13 protein-coding genes are annotated in these 13,069 nt (G+C 36.5%); 8 read left to right on the top strand and 5 right to left on the bottom strand.

Annotated elements, in window-relative coordinates; translation table 11 throughout:
* Positions 1 to 94: 94 nt before the first annotated feature.
* A complete protein-coding gene (locus FLS47_RS04740) occupies positions 95 to 979 on the top strand; it encodes a UbiA prenyltransferase family protein (RefSeq protein ID WP_149913239.1) in 885 nt (294 codons plus the stop codon).
* Here FLS47_RS04740 and FLS47_RS04735 read toward each other — a convergent pair.
* Genes FLS47_RS04735 through rsmA form a run of 3 tightly spaced genes read right to left on the bottom strand, consistent with a single transcriptional unit; the run spans position 941 to position 3,820 of the window.
* The gene (locus tag FLS47_RS04735; RefSeq protein ID WP_149913238.1) at positions 941 to 1,870 is read right to left on the bottom strand and encodes an NAD(P)-dependent oxidoreductase; all 930 of its coding nucleotides are present in this window, start codon (positions 1,868 to 1,870) and stop codon (positions 941 to 943) included. The genes FLS47_RS04740 and FLS47_RS04735 overlap by 39 nt on opposite strands.
* 4 nt (positions 1,871 to 1,874) lie before the next feature.
* A complete protein-coding gene (locus FLS47_RS04730) occupies positions 1,875 to 3,038 on the bottom strand; it encodes an FAD-dependent monooxygenase (protein ID WP_149913237.1) in 1,164 nt (387 codons plus the stop codon).
* 2 nt (positions 3,039 to 3,040) lie between these two features.
* Positions 3,041 to 3,820, bottom strand: coding sequence for a 16S rRNA (adenine(1518)-N(6)/adenine(1519)-N(6))-dimethyltransferase RsmA (gene rsmA / locus FLS47_RS04725; protein ID WP_149913236.1), 780 nt, complete (start codon positions 3,818 to 3,820; stop codon positions 3,041 to 3,043).
* Between the two features lie 391 nt (positions 3,821 to 4,211).
* On the opposite strand from rsmA, the gene pdxA reads away from it, so the two are divergent.
* The 6 genes from pdxA to FLS47_RS04695 all read left to right on the top strand — a co-directional run bounded on the left by pdxA (position 4,212) and on the right by FLS47_RS04695 (position 9,344).
* Positions 4,212 to 5,267 (top strand): 4-hydroxythreonine-4-phosphate dehydrogenase PdxA, encoded by a 1,056-nt coding sequence (gene pdxA / locus FLS47_RS04720; RefSeq protein ID WP_149913235.1) that lies wholly within the window; start codon positions 4,212 to 4,214, stop codon positions 5,265 to 5,267.
* A gap of 97 nt (positions 5,268 to 5,364) precedes the next feature.
* The gene (locus tag FLS47_RS04715; protein ID WP_149913234.1) at positions 5,365 to 6,795 is read left to right on the top strand and encodes a CCA tRNA nucleotidyltransferase; all 1,431 of its coding nucleotides are present in this window, start codon (positions 5,365 to 5,367) and stop codon (positions 6,793 to 6,795) included.
* Positions 6,796 to 6,845: 50 nt separating this feature from the next.
* On the top strand, positions 6,846 to 7,436 hold the full coding sequence (locus FLS47_RS04710; protein WP_149913233.1) for an IS1096 element passenger TnpR family protein: 591 nt from the start codon (positions 6,846 to 6,848) through the stop codon (positions 7,434 to 7,436).
* A gap of 3 nt (positions 7,437 to 7,439) precedes the next feature.
* On the top strand, positions 7,440 to 8,360 hold the full coding sequence (gene miaA / locus FLS47_RS04705; protein ID WP_149913232.1) for a tRNA (adenosine(37)-N6)-dimethylallyltransferase MiaA: 921 nt from the start codon (positions 7,440 to 7,442) through the stop codon (positions 8,358 to 8,360).
* A gap of 151 nt (positions 8,361 to 8,511) precedes the next feature.
* On the top strand, positions 8,512 to 8,802 hold the full coding sequence (locus FLS47_RS04700) for a mechanosensitive ion channel family protein (RefSeq protein WP_149913231.1): 291 nt from the start codon (positions 8,512 to 8,514) through the stop codon (positions 8,800 to 8,802).
* Positions 8,803 to 8,831: 29 nt separating this feature from the next.
* Positions 8,832 to 9,344, top strand: coding sequence for a mechanosensitive ion channel family protein (locus FLS47_RS04695; protein WP_262713852.1), 513 nt, complete (start codon positions 8,832 to 8,834; stop codon positions 9,342 to 9,344).
* Positions 9,345 to 9,422: 78 nt separating this feature from the next.
* On the opposite strand, the gene FLS47_RS04690 is transcribed toward FLS47_RS04695, so the two are convergent.
* Positions 9,423 to 9,848 (bottom strand): nuclear transport factor 2 family protein, encoded by a 426-nt coding sequence (locus FLS47_RS04690; protein ID WP_149913229.1) that lies wholly within the window; start codon positions 9,846 to 9,848, stop codon positions 9,423 to 9,425.
* A 207-nt stretch (positions 9,849 to 10,055) separates the two neighbouring features.
* Positions 10,056 to 11,123: a branched-chain amino acid aminotransferase gene (locus FLS47_RS04685; protein ID WP_149913228.1), complete on the bottom strand. Its 1,068-nt coding sequence runs from the start codon at positions 11,121 to 11,123 to the stop codon at positions 10,056 to 10,058.
* 156 nt (positions 11,124 to 11,279) lie between these two features.
* Between FLS47_RS04685 and FLS47_RS04680 the strand changes: the two genes are divergently transcribed.
* A complete protein-coding gene (locus tag FLS47_RS04680) occupies positions 11,280 to 13,043 on the top strand; it encodes an OmpA family protein (RefSeq protein ID WP_188347353.1) in 1,764 nt (587 codons plus the stop codon).
* Positions 13,044 to 13,069 lie beyond the last annotated feature (26 nt).

Here is a 13,069-nt window from a genome sequence, read left to right as displayed (position 1 = left end):
TATAGAGGCTAATTTAATTTTTTTAGATATTAAAAGCGAATAAAAGCAGTATATAATTAGTAATTATCTGTGTCAAAGTGAATAAATTTATGTCGTGAAATCACATATGGGTGTTTGGAAAATTATCGTATTTACGAATCTTTTGATTGCATGCGCAGCAGGTGCGCAAGTGCTCTTGAGTTATTTAATTTTTCAAATTCCTTACAATTTCAATGTTGTTCTTTTAGAGCTCTCAGCGACTTTATTGCTTTATAATTTGAGCATTTGGATTTCAAAGCCAAATGACCATAAGACATCTCCTTATGAGCGTACGCGTTGGATTTTCGGAAATATTCATGTTTTTTGGACGCTAAATGCAATAGTTTCACTATTGTTAATATATACGCTGACGCAAATTCATTTTCATACCTTTTTATATTTAGGTTTTATAGGAGTTTTAAGTTTGGCTTATGCGTTGCCAACATTGAAAATTCATGGGCAATGGAAAAATTTTCGGCATGTGCCTTATATCAAGGTCTTTCATATTGCTTTAATTTGGTCGTTAAGTACCGTAGGATTGGTTTATATAGAACACAGCAACAATTTACAAGCTGTAGAATGGACAAGCTTACTTTATGTATTGAGTTGCAAATTTTTGTTTATTCTGTTGGTCACGTTGCCGTTTGATATTCGGGATATGAAACAAGATTCTTACTATCATTTGAAAACTGTTCCTTTAGCTTTGGGACAGGTAAAGGCGCAGAATCTATGCTACATGTTAGGATTGGTGCACATTTTATTGGTTTTAGCCATGCCTACTACAAGCGACATCAAAATAGGCTTAATAGTATGTGATGTTTTGGTGTTGATACTTTTCAAAACGAAAATATTCAAAGAGCAAAATAGTTTTTTGAATGTGTATTTGTTGGATTTGGTATTAGTTATTCAGTATTTGTTCTGTTTATTTAGTGTTCAAATAGCTAATAATTTTATCCGCTAAAATATCCGAAAGCTTAAAGTAGCTTTCAAAAGTCCAACCTGCTACATGTGGACTTAGAATAACATTATCGCGCGAAACTAAATCTTGATACCAATCTTGTTCGCCCAAAGCGGGGAATTTCTCAACAGGAAGTACATCTAAAGCAGCACCTATTATTTTACCAGTATCCAAAGCTTTCAACACAGCAGGAACATGGACGATTCCACCTCTTGCACCCATCAGAAAGAAAATAGGCTTGCGGAAATGAAAAAGGTATTCTTCATTCACGAAACCTTTGGTTTCACGTGTCAACGGAATATGAAAACTAACTATATCAGCTTGCTTAACGATTTCTTCCATCGAAACTTCCGTAGCAAATTGGTCTGAGAATCCTGTTTTGTATTTATCGTATGCAATGACTTTTACATCGAAACCCGAAAGTTTTTTTGCCATAGCTTGACCATTATGTCCATAACCAATCAAAGCGACAGTTCGACCCTTGAGCTCATACCCACGGTTTTGTTCACGTTTCCATTGACCTTGACGAATTTCAGCATTACCGCGATTGAGATTATTCATCAGACTTAAGAGCATGCCAATCATATGTTCACCCACGGCATCACAGTTTCCTTCGTTGGCGGGAAAAAGTTGTATTCCTTTTGCAATAGCATATTCTTCTTCGATATTGTCCATACCTGCACCTGACCGTCCAATCAATTGTAGATTTGCGGCTAAATCTATGAAAGCTTGGTCAACTTGAAATTTGGAACGAATAATCAAACCCGAGTAGTTAGAAATGATTTTTTCCGCTTCTAGACGAGTGATATTAGGTTGGTAATTGTAAGCAATTCCAGCCTTATCAAACTTTTCTAAAAGTATCTCGTGTATGTCGTCGACGATAAGAATATTCATATTGTTATTTGCCAATTTTCATAAAATCCACAGACAAAAGTTGTGCTAATCCCGATTGTGCAATGCGTGCAGGTAGTAATTTCATAATGGTATTTCTGAAAGTAACCATAAGTGGATTATCCCATTGCGAAATTTCGCCAATTCTTTTGGATGTATCTGTGATATATTTTGTGCGTTTCAAACGCCTATTTTCAAACTTACGAAATGCCTGCGTTACGGAATCTGTTATTTTCAATTCGTCCATTAAGACAGCAACATCTTCCAACGCCTGACAAGCACCTTGACCAAGATTTGGCGTCGTAGCATGTCCAGCATCACCTAAAAGCAAAATATTACCATACGCCAAATGTGTCAAGGGTTTAATGTCGATGATGTCATTCCAAATCAAATCTACATCTCTGGTTTCGGCGAGAATGGTTGGAATCGTGGTATGGTAATCTTGAAAATGTGTTGTTAAATCTTTTACCGAATAATTTCTATAAATGGGATTATTCGCCTTGCTATTGACGCAAGCATACCAATAAATCCGATTACCAACCAAAGGTGTCATACCAAAACGACCATCTTTTCCCCAAGTTTCAGAACCTTTGTCTAACTTTATACTGCTATTGTCAATGGTAGCGCGCCAGCAAGTATAACCTGAATAACGAGGCGTAGAATGCGGTAGGAGCTGTTGACGTAATGGTGATTTGACGCCGTCCGCTATCAGCAAATATTTGCACTTTACAGTACTTTCATCATCAAAAGAAACTGTGATCGTATCAGCATTTTGTTCGAAACGTATGGCTTTTTTCCCTAGAATTACTTTTTCAGTCGGTATTTGGTTGAGTAGGTAAAAATATAAATCCGCGCGATGAATCGTAAAATTATCTTGATTGTATTGTTGTGAAAGCTTTTTAGTGTCGGGTGCTAACAAGATATTACCACGCTGATCCAAAATATTAAAAGAATGGGTATAAAATCCAATTTTCTCTATACCCTGCTTCAAACCCAATAAATCTAGAGCTAGCATAGCATTAGCTGCCAGTCCAAAACCTGCACCTATGCCTTTTAGCTCTTTTGCTTGTTCGAAAACTACAAATTCACGACCTAACTGGCTAAGACCGATAGCTGTTGTTAATCCTGCTACGCCTCCGCCAATTATCGCGAATTCAGTTTCGATTTGCATGTTTATTTTGTGTTGGTTATCTCATTCGTCAAGGCTACAAAATCCTGTACGGTTAATCGTTCAGCACGTAATTCATATAATGGATTGTCGCTCATTTTGTCTTTTGCGATAACACCAGAAAGGGAGTTTCGTAATGTTTTACGTCTTTGATTAAAACCTGCTTTCACTACTTTCCAGAATATGGCTTCGTCGCAACCTAAGTCAGTAACTTTATTGCGGGTCATACGCATCACACCTGAAAGAACTTTTGGAGGAGGATTGAAAGCACCAGCCTTTACAGTGAACAAATATTCAACATCGTAATATGCTTGCAAGAAAACAGATAGAATTCCATATTCTTTACTTCCCGGTTTGGCTACACAACGTTCGGCAACTTCTTTTTGAAACATTCCTGCCATTTGAACTACACGGTCTCTTTCTTCCAAAATTTTGAATAGAATCTGAGAAGAAATATTGTAAGGATAGTTTCCAATAACAGCCATTTTTTCTCCGAAATATTGGCTGAAATCTAGTTGTAAGAAATCACCATGAATCAAGCGGTCACCTAATTGAGGATATTTATCGGCAAGATATTCAATTGATTCGTCATCGACATCAATCAAAAAAGTCTCGTAATCCTCTTTCTGTAGTAGAAAATCAGACAATACACCCATACCCGGACCAACTTCCAAAACTTGCGTAAAGCCAAGTGAAGTATCTAACGCGTCAGCAATGCGCTGAGCTGCGTTTTTGTCATTTAAAAAATGTTGTCCTAAGTGTTTTTTTGCGCGTACCGTACCCATATTTTCCTGTAAGCCCCAAAATTAAAAAGTAAATGTGACATTGCCACAAAAAGATTTTGCTAAGTTTCTTGTAGTTCTTTAAAGTTAGAATGTTGAATGCATGTGTGCATAAAGTTAAAAAAAATGAAAATGGATTGATACGTTTTTATTTCAAATGAATGTAATAGCAGTTGTTCTGCGGAAAATGTCGCCTTAGTTAGTTGCCAACTGCAGGGATGATGAGTCGTTATGGCAACTCAGTACAGCGACGATTTTTTGGCTACTATTTGAGGGAAAAAGTAGCTGCCTGCCCGGCATAAGGGCTCAAACATTTATTATAGTTGAATTGACAATCATTTACCTTCTTCTTTCTTATTTTTTTCCTATTTTTGAGTTGAAAAACGCTAAAACGATGAGTGAAAAATTAAAAGTTGGTATTAGTATAGGTGACATCAATGGTATAGGTCTGGAAGTGATTATCAAATCGCTCATGGATAGCCGTGTGCTAGATTTCTTCACACCTATTGTATACGGTAACACCAAGAATGCTTCATTTCATCGTAAAGCAAATAATATCAATGATTTCAGTTTTAATGTCATCAATGATGTGGAGCAAGCAAATCCAAAGCGTCCAAACTTAATCAACTGTTGGCAAGAAGATGTCAAAATCACGTTAGGAGAAGAAAATGAAATTGGTGGTAAATATGCATTCATTTCATTAGAAAGAGCGGTTGAAGATTTGACAGCAGGAAAAATTGATGCGCTGGTGACAGCTCCTATCAACAAACACAATATTCAGAGCGACGAATTTAATTTCCCAGGTCATACTGAATATTTACAAAGTAAAACCAATGCAGATGATGTGTTGATGTTTATGGTTTGTGATGAATTAAGAATCGGTGTAGTAACAGGTCACATTCCATTAAACGAAGTTGCAAGTAAAATTACGGAAGAAGCTATTCTAAAGAAATTGCGCTTAATGAATGAATCGTTGAAAAAGGACTTCTGGGTTCAAAAGCCAAAAATTGCTGTGTTGGGATTAAATCCTCACGCAGGTGATAATGGCGTAATTGGAACTGAAGACGATACTATTATAGCTCCGACTTTGGAGAAAGCAAATGAGGAAGGTATATTCTGTTTTGGCCCGTATCCAGCAGATGGCTTTTTCGCAGGCGACGCCTACAAGAAATTTGATGCGGTATTGGCAATGTATCATGATCAAGGTTTAATTCCTTTTAAACATATTGCAAGTCGCAAAGGAGTAAATTATACAGCAGGATTACCAATCGTGCGTACTTCGCCAGACCATGGTACAGGTTATGATATTGCAGGTAAAAATTTGGCATCACATGAATCATTTATGGAGGCCATATTTACAGCTGTGCATATCGTTAAAAATCGTCGTGAACAAGCTGAATTATCGGAAAATCCATTAGCATTTCGAAAACTTTCGAGAGACAGAGATTAGTCATATTGGGATAATACCTTTATATTTTTAACTCATTTTTCTTTTTAATTGAGTATTTTTGCCAACTAAATAGATCGGCAAGATCTATATGTGTGCTATGACTGAAGAATTACAACACCCGATATTTTCTATTATCAAAGAGTTAGCTGACAAGACAAACACAGAAGTGTATGTGATTGGCGGTTATGTGCGGGATAGAATTATGGGACGTCCATTCAAAAATGATGTGGATATTTTGGTAATTGGTTCGGGAATAGATTTTGCAACCAAATTAGGAGAAAGATTGCATACTAAAGTTGCGGTTTACAAATCTTTTGGAACTGCGATGTTGGTGTACGATGGTTTGGATGTGGAGTTTGTTGGCGCACGAAAAGAATCTTATCGTCGTGATTCGCGTAAGCCTATTGTGGAAGACGGTACGTTGCAAGATGATCAAAATCGCCGTGATTTCACAATCAATGCAATGGCATATTCGTTGAATTCTGAAACTTACGGTCAATTGTTAGATCCGTTTGATGGATTAGCCGATATCGAAAATCGTATTATTCGTACGCCTTTAGCACCTAATGAAACTTTTTCTGACGATCCATTACGAATGATGCGCGCTATTCGTTTTGCAACGCAATTGAATTTTAAGATTGATGTGCAAGCGATTGAAGCTATTGTGGAAACTAAAGATCGTATTCAGATTATTTCCAAAGAGCGTATTACGGACGAAATGAACAAAATCATTTTGTCAAAAAAGCCTTCTATCGGATTCAAATATTTGTTTGATACAGGTTTGTTAGCGTTGGTATTTCCAGCTATGGCAAATTTGTATGGTGTAGATTATGTGGATGGCAAAGGTCATAAAGATAATTTTTACCATACTTTAGAAGTATTGGATAATGTATCTGAGGTGTCGGATGACCTGTGGTTACGTTGGGCTGCTATTATGCATGATATTGCCAAACCTGCCACAAAGCGTTTTGACAAGCGTATTGGTTGGACATTTCATGGGCATGAAGACAAAGGAGCACGTATGGTGCCTAAATTGTTTGCAGAGATGAAATTGCCATTGAATGAGAAGATGAAATTTGTTCAAAAACTTGTTCAACTACATTTGCGTCCAATTGTTCTGGCGCAAGATATTGTTACCGATTCCGCTGTTCGACGTTTACTGTTTGAAGCTGGAGATGATATCGATGCGTTGATGTTATTATGTCATGCGGACGTGACGACTAAAAACGAATTTAAAAAGAAGAAATATCGTGACAATTTTGAATTGGTCAAACAAAAGCTGAAGGATGTAGAAGAGCGCGATCATTTGCGCAACTGGCAACCTCCTGTTACGGGTGAAGATATTATGCATGTGTTTGATTTGGGGCCGAGCAGACAAGTTGGTATTATTAAAAATGCAATTCGCGAAGCGATATTGGATGGTGAAATACCTAACGAGCGCATGGCAGCTTATAATTTTATGCTGGACAAGGCAAAAGCTTTGAATTTAGAACCAAAGCAAATATTGTCTTTAGAGACAACAAAATAATTTTTAATTTTATAGTTAGAAACTTAGCTTAATTTAGCGTATAAAGATATATGGCAGTTTACAGATTTAGAGTTACTTTCGAAGATTACGAAGACATTTATCGTGATATTGACATGCCTTCAAAAGCTACTTTTTTGGAATTACATCACGAGATACATAAGAGCACGGGTTATAATGCTGAAGTTTCATCCTCGTTCTATGTAAGTAATGATCAGTGGAAAAAAGGAACAGAAATCGCGCATCTTCCAAATCCACGTAAGAAGGAAAGTGGTGTTTTAATCATGGAAGATATTCGTTTGAGTAAGTTTATCGATGATCCACACCAAAAGTTTTATTACATCTACAATTTTGATAGACCATACGATTTTCATGTGGAATTGGTAAAAATTCTGAAAGAAGAAGATGGGAAAGAATATCCTTCATTATTCAAATCTGTAGGTATTGCACCAAAATCTGCAGCAGCATCTAACTTTCCTGTGTCTACAGATGATGACGACGAGGAAGATGACATTATCGAAGATGTTGCATCGGAAGAATACGGTGTTGATGAAGAAGATGATTTCGACTTGATGGATGACGATGAGGAAGAAGGCGAAGAAGGAGAGAAAGAAGATTTCGGTGGAGGAGAAGACGATTATTAATTGATGTCTTCAACAAAACAAAATAAAAAAACTTTGGTCGTAGTGGTTGGTCCTACAGCAGTAGGTAAAACAGCTACGGCTATTTTGTTGGCACAGCATTTTAATACTGAAATCATTTCGGCTGATTCTCGTCAGTTTTATAGAGAAATGACTATCGGTACAGCAAAACCTGATAATGATGAATTAGCGGCAGTGCCACATCATTTTATCAATTCACATTCTATCCAAGAAGAATATTCCGCAGGGGATTTTGAACGTGATGCGTTAAAATTGTTGGATGAATTATTCAAGACGAAGGATGTTGTTATCATGGTTGGTGGTTCAGGATTATTCGTTCGTGCGGTTTGTGAAGGTATGGATGACTTGCCTAAAGCTCCTGAAGGTATTCGAGATTCATTAAATAAATCTTTTGAAGAAAACGGATTAGAGCCACTAAAATCCCGTCTTAAAGAAATAGATCCTGCTTATTACGCAGCTACAGATATAGACAATCCACAACGTGTTATTCGTGCATTGGAAGTCTATGAAGCTACAGGAAATCCTATATCTTTCTACCAAAAGAAAGATTTATCTAAGCGTCCATTCGAAATTTTGACCATTGGGTTGAATATGGATCGTGAGAAATTATACGAGCGTATCAATTTGCGCGTAGATAAAATGATACAAGCGGGACTATTGGATGAGGTAAAATCTTTAGCCGCCTATCGTTATAAGCCTGCTATGCTCACAGTAGGCTATTCCGAAATTTTTGACTACTTAGATGGTAATTGTTCTCAGCAAGAAGCTATCGACAAAATCAAGCAAAATTCGCGTCGCTACGCTAAACGTCAAATCACTTGGTTCAAAAAATACGGCAATACCACTTGGTTTGAACCTCACCAATTAGACGAAATGCTACAATTTGTAAAGATGAAAATAGTTTAATAAGCGTATAAGGGCACTATTGTAGATAATAATTTACCATTCTATAAATCAGATCTTTATGTAGTATGTGTTTGGCTACAAGTTTGATAATTTTAATAAAAATTAAACTTTTTAATTATGAAGCTGTTGCAAATAGAAACAAATCTTCCAGATGCTAATCAAATTACTTGATAGCATTCAACTCTATGTTTTGAAAATTAAGGATATGGCCTTGGATTATGCACCAAAAATTTTAGGGGCTATTTTTGTGTATCTTATTTGTATTTGGATCATCAGCCGCATTGCCAGTGTAAGTCGTAAGATGATGGTTCATCGCAAATTTGATGTATCTCTTCAAACATTCCTAATTTCTCTTATCAAGGTTGGGCTTACGGTAATGATGTTCTTCTTAGCTATTGTAGGTATGCTCGGTGTTAATATCACAAGTTTGCAGCGTTATTAGCAGGTGCTGGTTTAGCTATTGGAGTAGCATTGAATGGTTCATTAGGGAATCTTGCAGGAGGTGTAATGCTTATGATCTTTAAACCTTTCAAAGTGGGGGATATTATCGATGCGCAAGGTGTAGCAAGCGTTGTCACTGAAATCGGATTTTTTTGTACCACAATTTTATCACCAGAAAACAAAACTATAATATTGCCTAATGGGGCTCTATCTACAGGAGTCATTACAAATTTTAACACACATGGCAATCTTCGCGTTGATTTGAAGATAGGTATAGCATTAGATGCAAATATTGATAGATCAAGAGAGATAGCTATCAAAGCTATGTTAACGCATCCGAAAGTCTTACAAAGTCCTTCTCCAGAGGTTAATGTGCTAGAAGTTGGAAATGGGATGACGACGTTGGCGATTCGTCCGTATACTACACAAGCTGATTATTGGGATGTATATTTTGGAGCACAAGAACTCGTTAAAAAATCTTTCGATAAAGAAGGAATTGATGGGCCGATTCCAACACGGATTATTATCAATCAGAATCTATAGTTAGTTAAATTATATCAAAGAAAAGGCTTCACCATCCCGGAGAAGCCTTTGTTGTTAAAGTGATTTGTTATTGTGGAATTATAGAAAGTTGCTAATAATTCGGTTGATATGCCAACCTTTTGCTGTGTTCGACATATTGATAATATCAACACGCGTAAAGTTCTCAAATTTCATTGTCACCTTAGCTATAGCCGCATTACCCGATTGATCCAAAATTTCGTAAGAAGTCCCGCAATTGTAAGTTAAGTTATCAGTATTTTTCAAAAACTCTGAATACTCTTTTTTCGTAGCTTTAGTTTTACTAGAAGTATTTACGAATTCAAAATCATCTGTTAACATCTCCTTAACAATGTTTTGCTTTCCTAACACCGAAGCGTCAATATAGCTTGCTAAAATTGCCTTTGAAGAGTTATTCGTGCTTGGATTTACTTTACCGTTAGCGAATGAACTTAATGATAAAACCATCATTACTACTGTTGCCATTGTTGTTAAATTTCTTTTCATGGTTGTTTATGTTTTAGTTTTTTAATTTCTATTTGATACCTCAAAGTTAGGTTGAAATGTTACGTCTATGAATCGCTTTTAGACCAATGAAATAGGAAAGTCGGTGAAAATGTAGGTTTTTTCGGTGAGAATTTTCGTCGATGTCTTTACAACAAAAAAGTCTAGACAATTTGCCTAGACTTTTGATATGATGTGCTAAAAATCAATTTATACAATAAAATTCCATCCAAATGGATCTGCAATCTTACCGTAGCGCAATTGATTCAAATAATCCAATACTTTATTTGAAAAATCACGACCTTCAATTGGAGGTAATGTATAATCTGCTCCTTCGAATCCGATTCTGTCAATATGTGTAATGGTAGCAGCGGTACCAGCAGCAAATGCTTCAGATACTTTACCCGCTTCTATTCCTTCAATTAACTCTTGAACAGAAACTTTTCTTTGCTCAGCTTTGAAACCCCATTCTTCAGCCAATTGCATGATTGTACGTCTGGTAACACCGTGCAAAATCGTATCTCCATGCGGCGTAATAATCGTGTCACCAATACGGAAGATCAAGTTTGCAGTACCAGCTTCTTCAATATACTTATGCTCATTGGCATCAGTCCACATGATTTGGTCATAACCTTCATCATTTGCCAATTGTGTTGGATATAATGATAAGGCATAGTTACCAGCATTCTTCGAAAAGCCCACACCACCTTCAGCAGCGCGCGTATAATGCGTTTCTACTTTTAGTGAAATAGGTTTGCTGTAATATGCACCAACTGGACATGTAATAATTACAAATTTATAGGATATCGAAGGATGAACACCTAATGCAGATTCTGTCGCAAACATAAATGGACGGATGTATAGAGATGTGCCCTCTATCGAAGGAACCCAGTCACGGTCAATATCCAATAATTGTTTCAAGCCACCTAAAAATATCTCTTCAGGAACTTCTGGCATCTGTAAACGTGATGCAGATTTATTAAAACGTTCCCAGTTTTTGTCTGGTCTGAAAATACTTACCGTGCCATCTTCGAATTTGTACCCTTTGATACCTTCAAAGATTGATTGACCATAATGCAAAGCAGACATCGATGGACTAATTGTTAAATCACCATAAGGCACAATGCTGACGTCTTCCCATTTGCCATTATTGTATTCAGCGACCAGCATATGGTCTGACATGATTTGTCCAAATTTAAGATTGTTGAAGTCTACTTGCGAGAGTCTCGATGTTGTTGTTGGCTCTACGCGAATTGAAATTTGTTCTGTCGCGCTCATTTTCTCTTATATATTTTAATTGGAACGCAAGTTAAAAAAAAAATCTAGAGCTACTTACTTAAATTTCAAATAGCGGGGTAACAAAGTGATTTTTTTGCTGATATATAGGAAAGACGTTAGAAATCAATAGCAATATAAAACTAAAATAATCAGATTATGAAAAAACTTGTACTCGCATTAATGTTAATTGGATTTGCATTTTTAGCACAAGCACAGCAAAAAGAAAAGGGTGATTTTCAAATGGGAATCTTTGGTGGAGCAACCGCACCTTTAAATAAGTACAAAAGTTATACAAACACAAAAATTGGCTATCATGGTGGATTTTTTATAGATAAATACTTCTCTGGAAACACTTGGGGAATAGGAGTGGACGCACGTTATATTTTCAACTCGATAGCTCAGGCGGATTCTTTTCATTTCGAAAATGGATATTTATCGACAGATTATTTGAACAAATCCAGATTCCAAGACTTAGTGTTCACAATTGGTCCTTCTTACAAATACAGAGTTAATAAATTCCAGTTAGAGGCATATTTGCGCGGTGGTATCATGCTGAAATCTTTTCCAGCATTTGTGTCATCTATCACTTACACTGATCCAAGAGGATCAGTAGTAACTCATGAAATAGAAAAAACACTTAATGATCCTTCCAATAAAGCAAATTCCTGGGTAGGTCTTGGTGGTCTGCGCTTTAATTATATGTTTAGTGCAAATTTTGCTGCATTTGCACATATTGATTATGTCCAATCTTTGGGCACGAAATTCGGTAGCAAACCAAGTCGTTTTATTTCAGAGCGGCTAGAGACAGTAGATTCTAATCCTATAGTTGAGACGACTAATGTAAAGGATTATGTGGATCATTATTTGGTGGATGCCAAAACAATGGAATATACTGTCCATCAAACGCTCAATACAGGTTTAGGAATAAAATATGTTTTTGGAAAATCTCAAAAACCGGAGAGAACTGTGGAAAATGTAAAGTATGATGATATTGTAAAACCAGTCGTGCAAGCTAAAGATTTACAAATCGTCGTAAAAGATAAACAGACAAATATAGCGTTGAGTGGTGTGACTGTACGTGTGACTGCTACAAATTTTGACGAGCGTTCAATATCGGATGCGAATGGTCAAGCTTCAAAAATTACAGACGTAAAGCCAGGAATGTACGAAGTAGTAGGGGAGAAAAATGGTATAAAAACAGCCACTCTTCATTTGAGTGAGGAAGACTTTAAAGGTAATTCGAAAATTATTTTCAAAGAAATATACCACGATGATCCACGATTCACATTGATAGGAGAAACTTTTGATTGTAATGTGGAGCGCAACCTTTCTAACATAAATACTGTTCTAACAAATTCAGAGTCGAAGGAAAATATGAGCCAAATATCGGATGCAGAAGGGAAATTCATTTATCAATTGAATGCACAAAGTGATTTCACTGTGGTGGCAAACCAACAAGGTCGCTATTCTCAAACCGAATTAGTTACAACAAAAGGATTGGATCGTAGCAAAACGCTTTATGTTACGTTAAAGTTAGGTGTTTGTGATTTGCAAAATAACGCGGCATTCGTTCTTAAGAATATTCTATATGACTTTGATAAGAGTACGATACGCCAAGACGCGGCAGTTGTTTTGGATAATGTGGTGTCCATTATGCAACAAAATCCAACGTTGAAAATTGAACTTTCATCGCATACTGACAGTAGAGGTAACGACGATTATAATCTAAAATTATCACAGCGTCGTGCAGATGCGGCTGTAGCTTACATTGTTTCTAAAGGTATTAATCGTAATAGACTCGAAGCAAAAGGCTATGGAGAAACTAGATTAGTCAACAATTGCGGAAATGGTGTGGAGTGTTCGGAAGAACAACATCAAGAAAATCGTAGGACGGAAATCAAAGTATTAGCATATAATTAAAGCCAACTATTATGAAAGCATCACCA

The sequence above is a fragment of the Sphingobacterium cavernae genome (assembly GCF_008520265.1).
GTDB classification, from domain to species: Bacteria; Bacteroidota; Bacteroidia; order Sphingobacteriales; family Sphingobacteriaceae; genus Sphingobacterium; species Sphingobacterium cavernae.
The sequence above is the reverse complement of the archived record's forward strand: the minus strand, read 5'-3'. Positions and strand labels throughout refer to the sequence as shown.